Source organism: Escherichia sp. TW09308, from assembly GCF_000208565.1.
Taxonomy (GTDB): Bacteria; Pseudomonadota; Gammaproteobacteria; order Enterobacterales; family Enterobacteriaceae; genus Escherichia; species Escherichia marmotae.
Map to the genome: position 1 here is coordinate 690,945 of NZ_AEME01000001.1, position 21,087 is coordinate 712,031.

The 21,087-nt window shown below is 48.5% G+C and carries 12 protein-coding genes and 4 pseudogenes; 10 read left to right on the plus strand and 6 right to left on the minus strand.

The features are described 5' to 3' along the window. Nucleotides 1–49: 49 nt before the first annotated feature. Both ESM_RS1000000129610 and ESM_RS1000000127595 read right to left on the minus strand, forming a co-directional pair. Nucleotides 50–1,531, minus strand: a pseudogene (locus ESM_RS1000000129610) (phage tail tip domain-containing protein); the annotation flags it as partial. After that, nucleotides 1,531–1,668: pseudogene (locus ESM_RS1000000127595) on the minus strand (GNAT family N-acetyltransferase); the annotation flags it as partial. The pseudogenes ESM_RS1000000127595 and ESM_RS1000000129610, both read right to left, overlap by 1 nt. Nucleotides 1,669–1,852: 184 nt before the next feature. On the opposite strand from ESM_RS1000000127595, the gene curA reads away from it, so the two are divergent. Further along, nucleotides 1,853–2,890 carry an NADPH-dependent curcumin/dihydrocurcumin reductase gene (gene curA / locus ESM_RS0103515; RefSeq protein ID WP_000531458.1) on the plus strand — a complete coding sequence of 346 codons (1,038 nt, stop codon included), beginning with the start codon at nt 1,853–1,855 and terminating at the stop codon, nt 2,888–2,890. Between the two features lie 38 nt (nt 2,891–2,928). On the opposite strand, the gene pqqU is transcribed toward curA, so the two are convergent. Next, entirely contained in the window at nt 2,929–5,031 is a 2,103-nt protein-coding gene (gene pqqU / locus ESM_RS0103520) for a TonB-dependent receptor PqqU (RefSeq protein WP_000689392.1), read from the minus strand. A gap of 241 nt (nt 5,032–5,272) precedes the next feature. Here pqqU and yncE point away from each other — a divergent pair, with 241 nt between their 5' ends. Then, on the plus strand, nt 5,273–6,334 hold the full coding sequence (gene yncE, locus ESM_RS0103525) for a 7-bladed beta-propeller protein YncE (protein ID WP_000550691.1): 1,062 nt from the start codon (nt 5,273–5,275) through the stop codon (nt 6,332–6,334). Nucleotides 6,335–6,531: 197 nt separating this feature from the next. Here yncE and ansP read toward each other — a convergent pair whose 3' ends face one another. Continuing rightward, complete coding sequence (gene ansP, locus ESM_RS0103530) at nt 6,532–8,031, minus strand: L-asparagine permease (protein WP_000033725.1); 1,500 nt, start codon at nt 8,029–8,031, stop codon at nt 6,532–6,534. Nucleotides 8,032–8,875: 844 nt separating this feature from the next. Here ansP and ESM_RS0103535 point away from each other — a divergent pair. The 7 genes and pseudogenes from ESM_RS0103535 to ESM_RS01000000124005 all read left to right on the plus strand — a co-directional run. Further along, complete coding sequence (locus ESM_RS0103535; RefSeq protein WP_000058707.1) at nt 8,876–9,406, plus strand: hypothetical protein; 531 nt, start codon at nt 8,876–8,878, stop codon at nt 9,404–9,406. After that, nucleotides 9,403–9,759 carry a hypothetical protein gene (locus tag ESM_RS0103540; RefSeq protein ID WP_000819261.1) on the plus strand — a complete coding sequence of 119 codons (357 nt, stop codon included), beginning with the start codon at nt 9,403–9,405 and terminating at the stop codon, nt 9,757–9,759. Before ESM_RS0103535 ends, ESM_RS0103540 begins: the two co-directional genes overlap by 4 nt. 221 nt (nt 9,760–9,980) lie before the next feature. Then, complete coding sequence (locus ESM_RS0103545; protein WP_000010910.1) at nt 9,981–11,975, plus strand: type VI secretion system Vgr family protein; 1,995 nt, start codon at nt 9,981–9,983, stop codon at nt 11,973–11,975. Between the two features lie 52 nt (nt 11,976–12,027). Further along, nucleotides 12,028–12,480 carry a DcrB-related protein gene (locus ESM_RS0103550; protein ID WP_000141610.1) on the plus strand — a complete coding sequence of 151 codons (453 nt, stop codon included), beginning with the start codon at nt 12,028–12,030 and terminating at the stop codon, nt 12,478–12,480. Between the two features lie 18 nt (nt 12,481–12,498). After that, nucleotides 12,499–16,238: pseudogene (locus ESM_RS1000000128300) on the plus strand (DUF6531 domain-containing protein). A gap of 8 nt (nt 16,239–16,246) precedes the next feature. Further along, a complete protein-coding gene (locus ESM_RS0103560) occupies nt 16,247–16,525 on the plus strand; it encodes a hypothetical protein (RefSeq protein ID WP_000564976.1) in 279 nt (92 codons plus the stop codon). Nucleotides 16,526–16,767: 242 nt separating this feature from the next. Next, nucleotides 16,768–17,375 (plus strand): annotated as a pseudogene (locus ESM_RS01000000124005) (ISAs1 family transposase); the annotation flags it as partial. Nucleotides 17,376–17,404: 29 nt separating this feature from the next. Here ESM_RS01000000124005 and ESM_RS0103570 read toward each other — a convergent pair. Beyond that, on the minus strand, nt 17,405–18,454 hold the full coding sequence (locus ESM_RS0103570; RefSeq protein ID WP_024257659.1) for a sensor domain-containing diguanylate cyclase: 1,050 nt from the start codon (nt 18,452–18,454) through the stop codon (nt 17,405–17,407). A gap of 102 nt (nt 18,455–18,556) precedes the next feature. After that, nucleotides 18,557–20,533, minus strand: coding sequence for an alkyl/aryl-sulfatase (locus ESM_RS0103575; protein ID WP_001176571.1), 1,977 nt, complete (start codon nt 20,531–20,533; stop codon nt 18,557–18,559). A 322-nt stretch (nt 20,534–20,855) separates the two neighbouring features. On the opposite strand from ESM_RS0103575, the gene pptA reads away from it, so the two are divergent. Further along, a complete protein-coding gene (gene pptA, locus ESM_RS0103580; protein WP_001120151.1) occupies nt 20,856–21,083 on the plus strand; it encodes a tautomerase PptA in 228 nt (75 codons plus the stop codon). Nucleotides 21,084–21,087 lie beyond the last annotated feature (4 nt).

Below are 21,087 nucleotides of genomic sequence, written 5' to 3' on the forward strand. Positions count from 1 at the left end.
TGCAATAAAAAAGGCGCCATTTCTGGCGCCCGTATATGGGTTATAAAATTCAGCTGATACTGATGCCTGCGGTGGCTTTCTTCATCACCACAACCAGCAAATCGCTGATACTTGCTGTGGGATACCAGTCATTTACCAGCCATGCTGACACCGAAAACTCCAGCGTCATGTGGCCGTGACCAGCTGGCATATCAATAACACCACTGTAAATCAGCGTATTATCCAGCGCGGTACGGTTATAAATTTCAGCACCATTTTTCTTCACTATCAGGCGGCATGACGAATAAATATCGTTATTCTCCCGCTCATGTTTAGCGCCGCAGAATGCCACCGCTGGAATAACAATTTGCCTGTCAAAAGGCTGATCGTCATAAATCCTGACGGTAATGGTCCCTGATGGCCACCGCTCCGGTGCCCGGGAGTCCCGCGGGAAAGCCTTACCCACTGTTTTGACAATATCGCCTTCAATCTGATTGGCTGACAGTTTCCCCTTAATCTGACAGTTCTCATTAATCGTGACGTTGTTGAGCGTCCCGGAGTTCGCATTCACACTGCCACTGATATCCGCATTTTTAGCAGTCAGCTTTCCGTCCGGTGTCAGGGAAAATGCCGGTGGATTTCCACCGCTGGTAATGGTGGGGGCCGTCAGGCGTTTCAGGAACACGTCGTTCATGAATATCTGATCGCCCTGACCAACAAACATCGGTTTTGTGTTGCCATTCGCAGGATTAACCATCGCAATCCTGTCCGCCGCCAGCAGCACCTGACTCTGCATGCCGTCAGGGGTGTTCTCAATACCGGCACCAATACCCGCGATATAAAGGCGTCCGTCCTGCATCTGCTGCAGCTTCACAGCCCACATGCTGTTCAGGTTATTATTTGTATCAACCTGAACCTTCTGTATCTGCTGAATTGCCGCACTCTGGTCTTCCAGTTTCTTATTGACGGTCTGCGTGATTTCATTGCTGACATCCGTAATGGACGTCCTGATTTCAGCCAGGTCAGGCGCAAGCTGACCGTTATCAATCTGCGTCCACAGCTCCTGAGCCAGATGGGTTTTCCCTATCTCGCCTTTGAAAAAATCCAGATAGCCGGATGCATCATCACTCGGCTGACCAACAGCCTCCACGAATGCCGATTTGCCAACGGTGTTCACACTGCGAACGTAAAAATAATAATCATGGCCCGGTTTGATATTGATACTGGCGGCTATCCAGTACAGCGCCGTGCCAAGATAGCGGGCTGTGGTTTCAACCTGCCTGATATCGGTAATCCGCTTTTCCGAGAACCAGAACTCAAACTGTACCGTCGGGTCATAAACGGAAAGATGCGGCGTGGCGGTTATCTGAAAATAGCCCGGCGTCAGCTCAATCCGCGACGGCACTGCAGGTGCGGCAATCCGGAACGATACCGATGCCGGATCGCCCTGCTGTCCCCACGCATTTACCGCCCGGACTGTCAGCGTGTACCGTCCCAGCGCCAGTTGCGTGAAGCGGTATGTGGTTTCCGCCGTCCGGGCCGTGCTGACCAGCGCGCTTCAAACCAGGCGATTCGGTTATCTGCATCCACCGTTTGGTCGTTCCAGATAGCCGCCGTATACAACACGGCGTGGTTATAAATTTCTGCAATTGCAGCACAATCGGCTTTGCGGGCAAAACGGATGGACATGTCGAGCCTCTATAAAACATCGAATAGTAATGATGCTATCAATACTATCGAAAACAGCCGGAAGCAACGCAATCTATAATGAAATTATTGTGTGTTGCTGGACGAATGTGATGCATACAAACACATCTAACCACGTGAGCCTGCTACCATTGATGGATTCATGCCAAAAGCACAGGAGATCATTATGGGGCAACAAAAGCAGCGTAACCGCCGTTGGGTTCTGGCCTCGCGTCCGCATGGAGCGCCGGTTCCGGAGAATTTCCGTCTGGAAGAAGATGACGTTGCCACGCCAGGTGAAGGTCAGGTGTTACTGCGCACAGTTTATCTGTCGCTGGACCCGTATATGCGCGGGCGCATGAGCGATGAGCCATCCTATTCACCACCGGTTGATATTGGTGGCGTGATGGTTGGCGGCACGGTGAGCCGGGTGGTGGAATCAAATCATCCGGACTACCAGCCTGGCGACTGGGTGCTGGGCTACAGCGGCTGGCAGGACTACGACATATCCAGCGGTGATGAACTGGTGAAACTTGGCGATCAGCCACAAAACCCTTCGTGGTCGCTGGGTGTGCTGGGGATGCCTGGTTTTACCGCTTATATGGGCTTGCTGGATATCGGTCAACCTAAAAAGGGGGAAACGCTGGTGGTTGCTGCTGCAACCGGCCCTGTTGGCGCAACGGTGGGGCAAATCGGCAAACTGAAAGGCTGTCGGGTGGTGGGTGTTGCCGGTGGCGCTGAAAAATGCCGCCATGTTACTGATGTACTGGGTTTCGATGTTTGCCTTGATCACCATGCGGATGATTTTGCTGAACAACTGACGAAGGCGTGTCCGAAAGGTGTTGATATCTATTATGAAAATGTGGGCGGTAAAGTGTTTGATGCCGTGTTGCCGTTGCTCAATACATCCGCGCGCATTCCTGTCTGCGGCTTAGTGAGCGGCTATAATGCGACGGAATTGCCATCTGGTCCGGATCGTTTACCGTTGCTGATGGCCACGGTGCTGAAAAAACGTATTCGTCTGCAAGGCTTTATTATCAGCCAGGATTATGGGCACCGGATCCATGAGTTCCAGCAGGAGATGGGGCAATGGGTGAAAGAGGGGAAAATCCATTATCGCGAGCAAATGACCGACGGTTTAGAAAATGCCCCACAGACTTTTATTGGCCTGTTAGAAGGTAAAAACTTCGGCAAAGTCGTTATTCGTGTGGCGGATGACAATTAACAAAACAGGTGGCGGTGTTATACCGCCACCACGTAATATTATTCAAACCGCCATGCGAGATTTACGCCAATACCATAATTCCGTCCAGGTGCTGGCTCGTAATATCGGCCATTGGATTCATTAACAATCACCGATCCGACATATTCTTTGTCGAATAAATTATCGACCCGACCAAATAAATCCACCGTCATATTGCGGTAATTATATTTATAGCCGGTAAACAAACCAACGAGAGTATAAGAGGGCGCTTTTGCCGTGTTTTCGTCATCAGCCATAATATCGCCCATATATCGCGCTTCTGTACCGGCATACCAGCCTTCTTCTGGTACGTAACCTAAAGACGCAAAGCCCATATTGCGGGCGATCCCTGGCATCCGGTTACCATTACAGTTCTGATCGTTACAAACGTTGCTGCGATATGTTGCATCAAGCCAGGTCCACGACGCTTTTACGCGGAAATCTCCGGCGAAACGTTGATCCCACGCCAGCTCGGCTCCCTGACGACGCGTCTTCCCGGCATTTTTATAAGTGGTACGCCCACCGCTACTGCTATCGACAACGATTTCATCATGAGTATCGGTCTGGAACACTGCGAGGCTAAACAGACCATCGCCAATACGCGTTTTACTGCCGATTTCGATTGTATCGTTGGTGGACGGTTTTAAACCAAAGTTCATCCCGCTTTGCCCATCAGCACGGTATGAAAGTTCATTAATGGTCGGCGTTTCAAAGCCGCGTCCCGCTGCCAGATAGATATTCCAGGCATCGGTGATGGCGTATTTTAACGATCCGGCTGGCAGCCATTTGTGATAACTGGCATCTCCGCTGTCATCGCCGTTACCGGGAGTAATGTAATAATCGTTGGAATCAAACCATACTGAGCTATAGCGCACGCCAGCATCCAGTGACAGTTTGTCAGTCAGTTGCCACTGGGTCTGTAAATAGGGATCGACGTTCCACATCAGATTACGCTCGTCGCGGCGCAAATCACCTTTTTGCCCGTATTCTGGTATGCCGTAATTCAAGCGGAAGTTATTGTAGCCCTTGCGGTTTTCACTCATGTTTTCATAGTTTAAACCGGTGGTTAAAGTGAACGGAACACCCAGTTCGCCGCGGTGTGTCCAGCGACTGTCTATTCCCTGATAATGGCGTTGCAGCGTAATCACGCCGCCTGCGTGTGACGGGGTAAGTTGTGGTGCCATCGGGATTGACTGGTACTGGGTCGTTTCACGCTCACCCGCGTACATCATCACGCTCATCTCATCGCTGGCGCTAAGACTACGCTCATAACGCACTCCAGCCTGAGTTTGCTTGATGGTTTTCCGTGTATCGTACTGTTCAGCGCGAGGAGCTTGTTGCGGATCCGCTTTCCATTCTGCTTCGGTCAACCCACCAGGGTCGTTTGCTTTGATATCCACACTATTAAAAATCAGGCTTAATTTGCTGGCATCATCAATACGTACGCCCAATTTGGCATTGGCTAAATTTTTCTGTGCACCACTATGGTCACGGTAGCCGTGGGTCGTAAAACGTGTGGTCGAAACGGTGTAATCGACATCGCCAGCCTGTGTGCCGTCACCCATTGCTCCCGTTGCCTTCAACCCGTAACGCCAGCTACCAAAACTGCCATAGTAACTGCTGGCTTCAATGCCTGACGGTTGTTGCCCCGTTTGTGTGGTGACATTCATCACCCCACCGGAAGCGTTGCCATAGAGGGCGGAAAAGGGGCCACGCAGTACTTCCACGTTTTGCACGCTACTTAAATCGATATTAGACGTTTGTCCTTGCCCGTCGGGCATGGTGGCGGGAATGCCGTCCACATACAGGCGAATCCCGCGGATCCCGTAAGTAGAGCGGGAACCAAATCCACGAATCGACAACTGTAAATCCTGCGCATAGTTCTGCCGGTTTTGTACCTGTAAACCAGGCACGCTGGTCAGTGATTCAGACAAGTTAATGCGCGGTGTTGCCAGGCGCATCTCTTCGCCATCAACCACACTGACCGCCGCTGGGGTATCCAGCTCTGAAACCACCTGTGGTGTGGCACTCACAATCATGGTTTGTTCATTAGCGGCAAAAACGGATGGGGAAAGGACAATCAGCGCAGATAAAACAGTCTGTCGGACGGAAAAAATCTTCATGAAAAAAGCCAGGTTAAGAATGGAAAAACATCGCTATGGTAATAAATTTGTAAATTTATAGAAAACAAAACGGCACGATACGTTAACCAATTGAGAAAATTGTAGTCGTAACAGCAAGAAATACTCCACATTTGAGAAAATAATGATTACCATTCCCATTTATAACAAGGGTGTAACGAAGATTACGCTCAGCGAAGCACTGTGAAGCAGCAAAAATATCGGTTCATCAAAGGGAGTCGTCATGCATTTACGTCATCTGTTCTCATCGCGTCTGCGTGGTTCATTACTGTTAGGTTCATTGCTCGTTGCTTCATCGTTCAGCACGCAGGCAGCGGAAGAAATGCTGCGTAAAGCGGTAGGTAAAGGCGCTTACGAAATGGCTTATAGCCAGCAGGAAAATGCGCTGTGGCTCGCTACATCGCAAAGCCGCAAACTGGATAAAGGCGGGGTGGTTTATCGTCTCGATCCGGTCACTCTGGAAGTGACTCAGGTGATTCATAATGATCTCAAACCGTTTGGCGCCACCATTAACAATGCCACCCAGACGTTGTGGTTTGGTAACACCGTAAACAGCGCGGTCACGGCGATCGATGCCAAAACGGGCGAAGTGAAAGGGCGTCTGGTGCTGGATGATCGTAAGCGCACGGAAGAGGTGCGCCCGCTGCAGCCGCGTGAACTGGTAGCAGATGATGCCACGAATACCGTTTACATCAGCGGTATTGGGAAGGAGAGCGTGATCTGGGTGATTGACGGTGAGAATATCAAACTGAAAACTGCCATCCAGAACACCGGTAAAATGAGCACTGGCCTGGCGTTGGATAGCAAAGGCAAACGTCTCTATACCACCAACGCTGACGGTGAATTGATTACTATCGACACCACCGACAACAAAATTTTGAGCCGTAAAAAGTTGCTGGATGATGGCAAAGAGCACTTCTTTATCAACATTAGTCTCGATACCGCCAACCAGCGTGCGTTTATCACCGACTCCAAAGCTGCGGAAGTGCTGGTGGTTGATACTCGTGAAGGCAATATTCTGGCGAAGGTAGCGGCACCGGAATCACTGGCTGTGCTGTTTAACCCGGCGCGTAATGAAGCCTATGTGACACATCGTCAGGCAGGTAAAGTCAGTGTGATTGACGCGAAAACCTACAAGGTAGTGAAAACGTTCGATACGCCGACCCATCCGAACAGCCTGGCGCTGTCTGCCGATGGCAAAACGCTGTATGTCAGTGTTAAACAAAAATCCACTAAACAGCAGGAAGCTACCCAGCCGGACGATGTGATTCGTATTGCGCTGTAATCGACACAGGGGAGTTTGTCTTTCGTAGGCCGGATAAGGCGCTAGCGCCGCATCCGGCAAGCGGAGCACAATGCCTGATGCAACGCTGTCGCGTCTTATCAGGCATGCAACACGCGTAATTATTTGATTTATTTAGGGTTTGTTGGCCGGATAAGGCATTTGCGCCGCATCCGGCTTTAAACCGGGCAATTTTGCAATTAACTCGCCGTTTCAGGCTTAAACACAATTTCCTGTTTTTCTTCATCTTCCTCGATGACTGGCGCAGTGCTGTGAACTTCGGCAACGCGTTTACGCACACCAAACCAACCCACAACCAGCAGAATACCGATAACCGGCAGTGCCGCGATGGTATAAGTCCCGTTCGGATAATCGAACGCCATCAGCACCAGGACGCACAGCAAAAACAGTAAAGTCAGCCAGGAAGTGAAGGGCGCGCCGGGGAGTTTAAAACTGACTTCCTGCGCTTTACCTTCTTTAATCGCTTTACGCAGGCGCATCTGGCAAACAATGATAAACGCCCACGAAGCGATAATTCCCAGCGACGCAAAGTTCAACACAATCTCAAAAACGCGCGACGGCACCAGATAATTGAGGAATACGCCGACAACATACACGACCAGCGTCGCCAGAATCCCGGCATACGGAACATGCTGGCGACTCATTTTCGCCATAAAACTTGGTGCAGAACCGCCCATTGCCATTGAGCGTAAAATACGTCCGGTGCAGTACAGGCCAGAGTTCAGGCTGGAGAGTGCGGCGGTCAGCACCACGATATTCATAATGCTGCCGATGTACGGCACGCCAAGTTTAGAGAAGAACGTCACAAACGGACTTTGCCCCGCCTGATACGCGCTCCACGGCAATAACATCACCAGCAACAACACGGAACCGACATAAAACAGACCAATACGCCAAATCATGCTGTTAATGGCTTTAGGCACCATGGTCTGCGGATCTTTACATTCTCCGGCGGCAGTTCCCACCATCTCAATGGAAGCGAAAGCAAATACTACGCCCTGAATCAACACCAGTGCAGGCAATAAACCGTGGGGGAAGATACCGCCATTATCGGTAATTAAATGAAATCCTGTGGTGTTGCCATCCAGTGGCTGACCGCTACCGAGGAACACTGTACCCACGACCAGAAAGGTAACAATGGCGAGAACTTTAATCAGCGCAAACCAGAACTCCATCTCTGCAAACCATTTTACACCTATCATATTCATGGTGCCGACGATGGTTAATGCCCCGAGCGCAAATACCCATTGTGGAATATTGCCAAACGCGCCCCAGTAATGCATATACAGTGCAACTGCAGTAATATCGACAATCCCGGTCATTGCCCAGTTGATGAAGTACATCCAGCCAGCAACATAAGCGGCTTTCTCACCCAAAAACTCACGGGCATATGAGACAAAACTGCCACTGGAAGGGCGATGTAATACCAACTCACCCAACGCACGCAAAATAAAAAACGAAAACAAGCCGCAGATTAAATAAACCAGTGCCAGTGCTGGTCCCGCCATTTGCAGTCGGGCACCTGCGCCTAAAAACAAACCAGTACCAATCGCGCCACCAATGGCGATCATCTGCACCTGGCGATTACCCATCGCTTTGTGATAGCCCTCTTCGTGGGCATTAAGCCAGCGGCGTTTCGCGGCGTGTTGATCTGAAGTATCTGTGTCGTGTTTACTCATTGCGCTCCCTGAGTTTCTCGCTAAAAGGTTATATATGACACCACATGGTTTGTTTATTCACCGTGGCAATGACAGCCTTCACCATTATTCTTTATGGGTATAACTGTCGGCGCAGAATCCTACCTGTTATCGTGTAACGATGCAAAATGATCCCACTCTAAATGTATGGGTATAAAAGCGACTGACGACAAAATAGCAATCTGGTGAAATTATGACTGATACAACTATTGTTGCGTTGAGGGTACTCGATTGCAGACCAGATCTTTTGTTCCTCGTTCGTCGCTCTGAACGCCCGTGGTTTCAGTGGTCACTAGTGTGGTTGGTCGCCAACATATCCCTTCGCTGATTATCACTGAATAGTGAGGGACTGGCGTATGACTGGTTTCAGGGAAATACAACTCTTAAAACATTACTTCAATATAATTTTAATATGTATATCATTCTCGATATTAATTTATGAAGTGAATTTGATATATTCCGAATTCATGATTTACATTACTAATGTATGGAGCATCACGTTAAGATAGCCACGTGCAGATCATGATATCAGGGTGGGGCGGTAGCGTTTACAGATATTAATTAATTGATGAGGATTATGTTATCCGTGCAATCATTTGCATCAACTATTGATATTGAAGATAGATAAACAAAGATACTGAGAGTTAATGTTAAGTAATCGTAATGGGAAACTTTGATAACTTGCTTTGATTTCATTGTCTATGAAGATGATATCATCAACACTGCATAAAGTGGAAATGTTGAACATCAAAGAGAACCCTATTTAATAAATAATAAAAGAGCGTTTGTTTTTTATCTGAAAAATATTATTTCCAGGAGGAATGAGATGTCATTAAGGAGAATGACATCTGGTGAATTAACATTAGCCAGTTCGATTTTTGAGAATACAATTGATTATAACAAGGTATGGATCCACAATGAAAAACCCTTGCCAGGTCAAGGGGAAAGAACAGCAATGACCCCAAACGGGGAAATGTATTATCCTGATGCTGTTTATAGTTCAGATTTTTCATCGCAAGCAATGCCTGGCGATCGTGAAACAGTAGCTGGTGCTTCTCACTTATTTACTCATGAAATGATGCATGTTTGGCAATATCAGAAAGGGTATTCAGTTAAGTTGCGTGGTTTGTTTTCCAGGGCGGCAAATTATCATTACGATCTTAATTTACAGTCAATTGCTTCTTATTCAATGGAACAACAAGCATCTATAGTTGCTGATTATTGGCTATTGATTAACTATGGATTGGTAGCTGATTTGGCAAATGTTAACTATGTAGGAGATACAACTGAATCAGTGAATACTCTATCGGAAAAATACAAAAAGGTGCTTAATTTATTTCCTGCGGGCGTCATATGAAGAGATTCTTTTTGTTGCTCTTTTTATCGGGATGCACTGTTGGTGATTATGTTCGTCCATTGTTGCCCGGTAATATATATTTACAAGACGCACGGGTTTGTTCAAAACCAGACGATGGGAATATGATTTCAAATTATATTTTATATGAAGGTAAATATGGTAATGCAATAAAACTGAAAAGAGTGACTGGTCAGTTCGATCCCGTATGTATTGACATAAATGAGCTATCTTCAGATGTTATTTATATCGGAAAATATATGCTCTCTTCCGGAAGTAAAAAAGAATACTATGGTTTTAGCATAATTAGAACAGGGGGACGTATTTTAAGACTTGATGATAATCATATCAAATGACAAGTTAAATAATTTCATTGGTTTTATTAATGTGCTTCAGGTGAATATTTTCGCCAGGGTAACATGACTGTGCATTCTTCATGGTATATATGGTTGATAGTACCTTCAGTAGCACTCATAAGTATTGAGGTGTTTTATGCCAACGACGAATATTTTATATATTTTCTTCTCTGTAAGATTTCTTATTAGCACTTAGCCATTCCTAGTTAAAAGGATTAATTATGAGTTTTACAGCTACAGATTACCCATCCGGCACACTAATTGGATCGGGTAAGCATAACGTGACTTTGAGCGGCAGCGCTGTTCCTGATGGAATGTTACTGTTCGCAAGCTTAGGTGGTACAGAAACAGTAGGGGAACTATTTACTTATTCTATTAAATTAAAAACTCCTGACACCCTGAACATAGGCTATGTTTCCCCCGCAGCCAACCTGCAGCTCAAATCGATGGTGGGCAAAGATCTGTGCGTCCATATCGAATTGGATGGCGGCGGAAAACGGTATATCAGCGGGCTGGTGACGGCGGCGCGCGTGGCTGGTCATCAAGGACGCTCGGTGGTGTATGAACTGCGGATCGAACCGTGGTTAAAAATATTGACCCACACGAGTGACTACAAAGCGTTTCAGAATAAAAACGTGGTGGACATCCTCGATGAGGTACTGGATGAGTACCCCTGGCCAGTGGAAAAACGACTGGTGGAAAATTATCCGACTCGCACCTGGCAGGTGCAGTACGGTGAAACAGATTTTGATTTTATTCAGCGCCTGATGCAGGAGTGGGGTATCTACTGGTGGTTTGAGCACAGCGAGAACAGTCACACGTTAGTGCTGGCTGATGCCATTAATGTCCACAAGACATGCGCAGATTCGCCGCTGGTGTGTTATTACCAGAAAGGGCTGAAACTGGACAAGGAGTTTATCCATACCATCACAGCAAATGAAAGCCTGCGCAGCGGACAGTGGGTGCTGAATGATTTCGACTTTATGAAGCCGCGTTCACTGCTGAAGAGCACCGTGGCTAATCCACGTGAAACAGGCCTTGCTGAATATGAGCACTACGAATGGCCGGGAGACTACTTCACAAAGAGTGAAGGTGAAATGCTGACACGCATCCGCATGGAAGAACAGCGTAGCCCCGGTAGTCGGGTACAGGGCAGTGGCAATATTCGTACCCTGATGACAGGTTTTACCTTCATCCTGGAAAACTATCCAACAGCCGAAGTGAACCGGGAATATCTGCTGGCACAGACCACACTATTTATACAGGACAATGCGCAACACAGCGGCCAGGAGCAGCACTTCTCTTACTCAACCAGCTTTGAGTTGCATCCCACCAATGAAGTTTACCGTCCGCAGAGAACTCTGAGCAAACCCCATACCAAAGGCCCGCAGAGCGCCATCGTGACTGGCCCGGCGGGGCAGGAAATCTGGACGGATAAATATGGCCGGGTGAAAGTTCAGTTTGGCTGGGATCGTTACGGTAAGAATGACGAAAACAGCTCCTGCTGGATCCGTGTCAGTTATCCGTGGGCGGGTAAAGGATTCGGTGGCATTCAGATCCCGCGCATTGGTCAGGAAGTTCTAGTGGATTTCAAAAACGGTGACCCGGATTTACCCATTATCGTGGGGCGGACATACAACCAGGACACCATGCCTCCGTGGGGACTACCGGGCGCAGCGACGCAAAGCGGGTTTTACAGCCACACCATCGGCGGCGGCCCAACCAATGCTAACGCCCTGCGTTTTGAGGATAAAACTGGCGGAGAAGAAGTCTGGTTGCATGCCGAGAAAGATCAACGCATTGAAGTAAATAATAATGAAAGCCATTGGGTGGGCAATAATCGCCTTAAAGTTATTGATAAAACAGAAACTGCGATTATTGGTGAGAAACGTTCTCTAACAGTCCAGACAGATGATATCTCTCTCGCCGGCGGGGATAAAACAATTCAGACAGTGCAGAATTTACGCCTTGCTGCGGGAGATTCCATTATTCTTAGCTGCGGAGAAACTATCCTGCAAATGACCAGTGACGGAATATTTAATATAACCTGTAAGAATTTTAATATTACAGCAACAGAGAACGGAAAAATAAATACACAATTAGGGCAGCTTGATTTAAACATGAATGACAGAGCGGCAAATATACCTCCGCCTGGAGCATTAGAGAAAACAGCCCTTCAGACAGCAATAGACGTCACCTTCATGACTAAAAAATAAATAAAAACCCATCAAAAAAATAATTCGTTTATTAAAAAGGACTCATGCCATTATGACGGAATATTACCTCAATGAGACAGTTATAACTTTCACCGGGAATATTATTCAGGACAGTACCATTAATATGTTGCGGCTCAGCAATCCCGACGCCGCACTCATTATCAGCCGGGGTCAGATGCAGGAAGGAGACGAATTAGCCTCTCAGGTTGAACAGCAAATGAAAAAGCTGGAAAAGCAGGTCAGGGAACTGCACCACACGCCCGTGCAGGTGACCCGCGTGGGGATTAATGACGCTGAGGAAGGGCTGGAGATACAGAGCCAGTTTCTCCGGGGTAACGAGCAGGTGTATCAGTGTCAGGTGGCATTTGTATTGCCGGGTGAGCGGGTCATGATGGCCTTCACTTACGCCAGAACCACACCGCTGACCCCGGCAGACATGACGCGCTGGGCTGAAATTAAAAAGAATCTGCGCTTCAGGATACGGCAGGAAACCAGGACGCATTAATCACACAGGGAACGGGACATGGAAGATGCATTCTGGGCGGCAAGGCAGGGTGATGCCCTGCTGCATACGTCGTTTATGGCAGATGTGCTGGGGGCGGTGCTGGAAGTGGCCGCAAATGTCGTTATTGATGCCCTCATTGTCGGCGCAACCTCGTTACTGGCGGCGTCAGTAGGGATCACGATGGGGTGCACGGCTGTCGTGCTGACCGGTTTTGTGGCGGGTGTGGCGATGGTGTACACCGGCGTGACAGAAACGGTCAGCGAAGCCTGTTCAGACCTCGCAGATATGCTTTTCCCGCCTCAGATTGAAGGTTACATCCTCACCGGCTCTGGTGACACATTGATCAACAGCAAACCTGTCGCGCGGGCAGCGGCCACAGCGGCATCGCGGCAGGAGATTGAGGCACAGGAAGCGCAGGCGAAGGCGGAACAGGAAGAAGCGCAGCGTCAGGAGGACGCCAGAACGTTCCGGGATGTGGCCGGGGAATATCTGGAAATGGCGGGGGCAATAGCCCTGGCGGTTCATCCGGTGACTGGACCTGTTCTGATGTCCCGGGCGCTGCACGACCAGCTCAGTACGGAAGAAGGGCGTTCTGAGATGGTGGATGGCGTGACACATTTTGTGTCGGAACTATGGCAGCCCACCGTGGCCAGTGCGGCACCTGGCTCCACCCCGACCCCTGACGATAAAATCGACTGCCATAAACATCCTTCCTCACTGACTCAGTTACTCGCACAAAAAAAAGCCGCCTTTCTGGATGACCCTCTGGGAACGGCCCTTAACCTGTTGAGTCCGGACGGTCTGCTGGAAACCGCCTTTCAGGGAGTGAATGCGGTTATTGGTAGTATCAGTAATCTGTTCAAAGGTGATGACGAACCGCCCGCGGCGGAATATATCGCGGAAGGTGCGCGGGATGTGCGTGTCAACAGTCAGCCAGCGGCACGCAGCGGGGCACGCTGTACCTGCGAGGCCAGGGTGGTGAATGCGCCGGGGGACGGGGCGTTTGTGTCACCGGATGTCCGCATTGGCGGTCCGTTACTGGTGGTCAGGGATATCAGAAGCGGCAGGTCGCAGATAACCCTGGTGGCAACCGTGGCGCTGATGTTTCTTCGCCCGGGCAAAATGCTTTCTAAAATCGCCTGTTTTGCTGCCGGTATCGGGATGAGCATGATGACGCAGAAGGCCATCAGCGCCCTCCCGCATCCGGTCAACGCCGCCACCGGGGCCAAATACCTGGCTGATGATGATGACTTCGATTTCAGCCTGCCGGGCCACTTTCCGCTGGACTGGCAGCGTGTGTACAGCAGTCGTGACGAACGCACGGATGGGATGTTCGGTCAGGGCTGGAGCGTGATGTATGAAGTCAGCCTCGAGCGCACACCGGGTAACGCGGACGAAAACTGCATGACCTTTGTGGCGGGTATGGGGCGACGCTGGATATGGAAGCCGTGCTGCCGGGGAGCGGTTTTTACAGCCCCGGTGAAGGACTGGCAGTACGGCGTGGTGAGCAGGGGCACTGGCTTATCAGCAGCGATGATGGACATTTTTTTCTGTTTGAAGCCGACCCGCATCACCCGCAGCGCCAGCGGCTGAAAATGCTGGGCGACCGTAACAGCAACTGTCTGAATCTGTACTACGACGACCGGGGGCGCATCACTGAAATCCGCGGCGAACAGCAGCGTCCGTGCATCCGTCTGTATTACGAACTGGCGGCGCATCCCCGGCGGGTGACACAGATTTATCAGCATTTCCCTGATACTGCACCTTTACTGCTGCGTCGTTACAACTATGACGAGGCTGGCCACCTGAACGGCGTGCACGACAGCACGGGGCACCTGTTGCGTGAGTTTGCTTACGACGAAAACAACTGCATGACGCTGCACCGGCAGCCCGGCGGCGAAGGGTATTATTACCAGTGGGGCTGGTATGAAGGGCCGGATGATGCAGGCTGGCGCGTGACGGGCCACCATACCGACAGTGGCGCACGATACCGTCTGGACTGGCGGATGGCTGAACGTGTGGTATGTGTGACAGACGGGGCGGGCCGGACACGCTTTCATCAGTGGGATGCGCAGAATCAGGTGACGGCGTACCAGGACGAAGCCGGGCAGGTGATGACGTTCCGCTGGAGCGACGAAGAACGACTGCTGCTGGGGATGACCGACGCTCAGGGCGGCAAATGGCGCTATGTGTATGACCGCCTGGGGCATATCACGGAGACGCACGACCCGCTGGGGCGGGTGGCACAGACACAGTGGCACCCGGTATGGCACGAACCGGAAACGGAAGTGGATGCGACGGGGAACAGTTGGCGCTGTGAGTACGATGAACGCGGCAATCTTCTTGCCGTGACCGACCCGCTGCAACAGAACACCCGGTATCAGTATGACCGCCACGGCCAGGTGGTACAGATAACCGATGCCCGTGGGGGGAATAAATACCTTCAGTGGAACGAAGACGGGCAGCTCACGCGGCATACGGATTGTTCCGGCTCGCAGACGACCTGGTTCTACGACGAACGCACGCGGCTGATACGGGTGACAGACGCGCAGAGCCACAGCACGCGCTACGGGTATGACGACAGCGGTCACCTGGTGGAGGTGATACTGGCGGACGGCCGCACGGCGCATTACCAGCCGGATGCGGCGGGCAGGCTGGTGAAGTATACCAGCCCGATGGGGAGGATAACGCGCTGGCAACGCGACGGGCAGGGGCGGGTGCGCAGCCGGACGGACGCGATGGGGCGCAGGACGGCATTCGGGTACGACGCCTACGGACGGCTGACCCGGCTGACAAACGAGAACGGAGAAAGCTATCAGTTCCGCCACGATGTGCTGGACCGTCTGGCGGAGCAGATAAACCCGGATGGCTGTCGCCAGGCGTACCGTTACAACGCGCTGAACGCGGTCACGGAAGTGGTGTTCACCGGGGAGCGGGGCGGTGAAATCCGTCACCGGCTGGCGCGTGATGCGGTGGGCCGGCTCACGGCAAAGGAGACAGCCGACAGCCGTACAGAATACATCTATGATGCGGCAGACCAGCTACTGGAAATCCGCCGCCAGCGGTCGGATGCCGGGGAAACGGATGCACCGGAGATTATCCGCTTCAGTTACGACAGACTGGGACGGATGCTGACCGAGGAGACGGCGCAGGGCATCTTAACCCATCAGTATGACGAACCGGGCAACCGGACAGCGACCACCTTTCCGGACGGCAGAACGCAGCGCCATCTGTACTACGGCAGCGGTCATCTCCAGCAGATAAATCTGGACCGGGAGGTTATCAGTGAGTTCACGCGTGACGCCCTGCACCGTGAGGTGCTCAGAAGTCAGGGGCGGCTGAGCACGCGGCAGCTTTACGACCCTGGGCTAAATGGAGGTATCAACCTCTATGCTTACGCGCCTAATCCGCTATCATGGATCGATCCGTTAGGGTTGAAATCATGTGGTCCGGCGCGCACTAAACATGTGCCCAATCGTCATATTAGACGGCATAATAATATTGGGAATAGCAAATTCTCTCTGAAAGAAAGAATTAAATTACGAAGTAAAAGTAAGTATAGAAAACCAAGTCAATATAGAAAGTTAGAAGATCGTACAATGAGAGACCCTAGCAGAGTTTTACATCAATCTGACGGGAGGATTAGATATGAGCGAGATTATGATCGTGTTATTGGGACTAGAGGCGAAAAAGGTCATGTCACTATTTATGATCCAGCCAAAGGTAAAGTGATTACATCATACCCTGCGCATTTATAGGATTGATTATGATAGATTTTTCTTATTTATCAGATACTGATGGAAGTAAGCCATCTTTGATTTTGCATGACAAAATAATTAGGAAATTAGAAAATTCCTTTTTTTATTTGAAAGAAAAAGCAGGGGTTTATGTAGATCCATATGGTAAAACAAGAATTTATCCAGAACACCAAAAAATATTAATTAATTACTTGGCAAAAAGTAAAGATACAGATGTAATAAACTTCATTAATTTTCTTATTAAAGCCAGTAGCGAAAATGAAATTATAATTGCTGATGGGGATTAAAATACAAAAAACCGGGTAAGAAATGAACTCTTCCCGGCTTTTTATTTTTTAACTCTCGTTCAGCACACTAAACATCCCGTCTCGCATCCCCTTAACCCCCCAGGGAAAGATCACGTAACGCTGCTTTTTTGTACTAAATAATTCGCACTAAATGTTCAATAATTAAAATATTCCTTATTACCTAAAGCTATTTTTCATTGCTTATACATGATCAAATACTCCTTACATAATTTAAAAAATTGATGGAACATATTTCTATTATCCCCGATTACAGACAAGTCTGGAAAGTGGAACATAAATTATCTGATATTCTACTGTTGACTATTTGTGCCGTTATTTCTGGTGCAGAAGGTTGGGAAGATATAGAGGATTTGGTGAAGCACATCTCGATTTTTTGAAGCAATATGGTGAATTTGAAAATGGTATTCCTGTTCACGATACTATTGCCAGAGTTGTATCCTGTATCAGTCCTGCAAAATTTCATGAGTGCTTTATTAACTGGATGCGTGACAGCCATTCTTCAGATGATAAAGACGTCATCGCAATTGATGGAAAAACGCTCCGGCACTCTTATGACAAGAGTCGCCGCAAGGGAGCGATTCATGTCATTAGTGCGTTCTCAACAATGCACAGTCTGGTCATCGGACAGATCAAGACGGATGAGAAATCCAATGAGATCACAGCTATCCCTGAACTTCTTAACATGTTAGATATTAAAGGAAAAATCATCACAACTGATGCGATTGGGTGCCAGAAAGATATTGCAGAGAAGATACAAAAACAGGGAGGTGATTATTTATTCGCTGTAAAAGGAAATCAGGGGCGGCTTAATAAAGCCTTTGAGGAAAAGGGAGCGTAATCTGACTTGTCTCCCAAAGCTTACAAAGCCCACCGGTTCCGCCCGCTTTCTTTCGCCCGGTACAGCGCAGCATCGGCATCTGCAACTATTTGTTCAGTCGTTTTGGCGGGAGCAGAACAGGTGATCCCCTGGCTAACCGTAACAAACGCACTTACAGAAGATGCCTGATGGGCAATCGCTGCCAGTTTAAGTTCTTGCTTAATTCTGGCTGCTATCTTTTCGGCTTCCTGCAAGCAGGTATTAAAAAGAATAATGGCAAACTCTTCGCCACCATAACGAGCGACTATATCTTCGGGCTGGCGAATTGCGCGTTGCAGTACATCGGCAACTTGTATCAAACAACGATCGCCCGCCGGGTGTCCGTAAGTGTCGTTGTAGCGTTTAAAAAAATCGACATCCAGCATAATTAGGGCAAATGAGGCCTCTTGTTCTACTGCATCACCTAAAATACTATCCAGCGCCCGTCGGTTTGCCACTCCCGTTAAGGGATCGCGATGAGCCAATGCGTCGAGGCGATTAATTAGCAGGTTGTTGTATCTGTTTTGTTGCCATGCTTCTTCAAACCAACGTAATAAAATAAAACGTCCACCATAGAGAGCGAGAGAAAAAAGGCACCAGATAACAACGAAATGAATATTTAAATGATGATTGAGCATAAGACTGGCTAACGGAATGGTAAACCATAAGGGAATGATAAATGCGAGTAGTGATGGAGTATGAAAATACAATGCAACAATGGCGCTAAGCATTAATAATACACATAGCGGATAAGCAAAAGGTAGCGTCCAGTGTGCAATAAAATAAAAGCAACACCATGACCATAACAGGCTTAGAACGAACAATAACTGCTGAATATACAGTACGTTTTTGCGGGGGGTGACCAATAAAAGGCCACTGATCAGCAGAATGCCAAATGATGAAATATCAATAGTATGTACAAGGTTTTCCTCATTAAACCATGAAGTCATATCCTCATTGAATAAAATGCTTCGCAGCAAAATCATCGATGAAAAACCGATGTTAATCAAGGCAAACCACGGCAGGCTAATCGACATTCCACGAATAACCATATCCTGTCGTTTTTTCCACGAATAATGAGAGTGTTTTCTTTTATCAAAAATCATTTCTTATAACCAGAAAAGGGCAGGAAGCCTGCCCAATTTATGCTGAACTTATGGCGTCACAATATTGAACCAGAATTCAAAATTATCCATATAGCCTAACATTTCGTTGAGTTTCTCTGCATTGCCACTGATTTTGACTTCGCCTTTATCTATCGCTTCTTTCAATGTCTCTTCCTTCAGAACGATTTTATTCAAGACATCGCGGGAGAGAGTGATTGTCGCGTCAGCATCAGATGCTTGCGTACCTGCAGTGTGATTGAGCACACCATTTTCAAGCTCTACTTTATAAGTGCCGCCATCTTCACCGAAATCAAAATTCAATACAGCTTTAGCGTCTGCTGCTTTCTCGCCATTAATGTGCACCGCAAGATAATCAAAGAACATTTCCGGCGTCATTGCGCGTACAGTGTCAGGGCTGGCAGTATTTGGCGTTGGCAGTTTTTGCACGCCGTTACGTAATTCCTGTGCGCCAGTCAGATAGAAATTACGCCACGGCCCGGATTCTGCCTGGTAGCCTAACTGTTCAAGCGCATCGGCTTCCAGATTTCTCGCAGCCTGGTTATTTGGATCGGCAAATACCACCTTGCTGACAACCTGGGCAACCCAGCGGAAATTACCCTGGTCATAATCCTGTTTGGCTTTTTGTAAAATGGCATCAGCACCGCCCATATATTCGACAAATTTCTTCGCAGCGTCTTCTGGCGGCAATTCATCAAGCGTTGCCGGGTTACCATCAAACCAACCGAGATAAAGCACATAAGTTGCTTTCACATCATGACTCACCGAACCGTAATACCCGCGATTCGCCCAGGTGTTAGCAAGCGAGGAGGGTAATTTAAAGTTTGCGGCGATCTCATCGCGGGTCTGCCCCTGATTCGCCATGCGCAGCGTTTGATCGTTGATGTAACGATACAAATCGCGCTGGGTTTTTAGCAGTTTAACGACGTTGTCATTGCCCCAGGTTGGCCAGTGATGCTGAGCGAGAATTATCTCCGCTTTATCACCCCACAAATTGAGTGCCTCGTTGATGTATTTGGACCAGGGAAGAGGTTGACGAATTTTGGCACCACGCAGTGAATAGGTGTTGTGGAGGGTGTGCGTGACATCTTCTGCAGTTTCGATCAGTTTCTTTTCTTCGATAAACCACAACATTTCAGAAGGTGCTTCGGAACCGGGCGCCATCAGAAAATCGTAGGTCAACCCATCGATCGTCTCTTTTTGCCCGGTTTTGGTGATGTAGTTGGTAGGGGCAATCAATGTAACTGTTCCTGCTGACGTTGTTGTTCCCAGCCCGGCTCCAACCTGGCCTTTAGCATCAGGTTTCAATAAGTTGCCGTACATATAACTGGCTCTTCGGCTCATCACATTGCCAGCCATAATATTTTCTGAAACGGCCTCCTCTAAAAAACCGGCTGGTGCATAAATTTTTGTTTTACCTGATTTAACGTCAGCTTCATCAACCACGCCGCGAACGCCACCGTAGTGATCGACATGGCTGTGCGTGTAGATAACTGCCACTACCGGTTTTTGACCACGATTTTTGTAATAAAGATCCATACCCACTTTGGCTGTTTCTGCAGAAACCAGTGGGTCAACGACGGTAATACCTTCTTTACCTTCGATGATGGTCATATTTGATAAATCGAGATTGCGAATTTGATAGACGCCGTCGGTTACTTCAAATAAACCACTGATATTTATCAGTTGCGCCTGACGCCATAAACTTGGGTTAACCGTATCAGGTGCTTTATCGCCTTCTTTTATAAAAGTATATTGCTGTGGATTCCAGATGACGTTCCCTTGTTCACCCTTAATCACCTCCTGAGGTATGGGGGCAATGAATCCTTTATGAGCATCAGTGAAATCGGTGTTATCGGAAAAGGGTAATTGACTATAAAGCGCATTATTCGCTTGTTGGGTGGCTGAGGTGGCCTCTTTTGGTGCTTCCGCGGCAATGAGAGGAAGTGAACTGGTGGTGAATAATCCCATGACTAGCAGACTTTTAGCAATATGATTAAGCTGCATCGCAAGTGTCTCCAGAAAGACTTTATAAAAGAAAGGATATTCCGAGCGAAAATTCTTAGTGAGGGCAAGAATAACTATAATTGGCATTAATAAATCAGCAAGCTGGATGTCGTGAATTTTCTTAATATGATAAGAAATAAAGAATAGATTCTGTATATTACAAGGCAGGTGTTTATTATTGTGGAAGCTAATAGTATATATGCGTTATTAAAATGGCGACGTAAATATCGCTATCTCTTTGCACATCATTTCGCATCAAAGAACACATGACGTTTTCGGCTTGTGCTAATTTTGCTGGCAGTCTTTAAAAAGGAGCATAACAATGCCACATATTGATATTAAGTGTTTTCCCCGTGAACTGGACGAGCAACAAAAAGCGGAACTGGCCGCGGAGATTACCGACGTCATTATTCGCCATCTGAACAGTAAAGAGAGTTCGATCAGCATCGCACTACAGCAGATCCAACCGGAAGCATGGCAAGCTGTCTGGGACAGCGAAATCGCGCCCCAGATGGCGACATTGATCAAAAAACCGGGTTACAGCATGTAGCGCG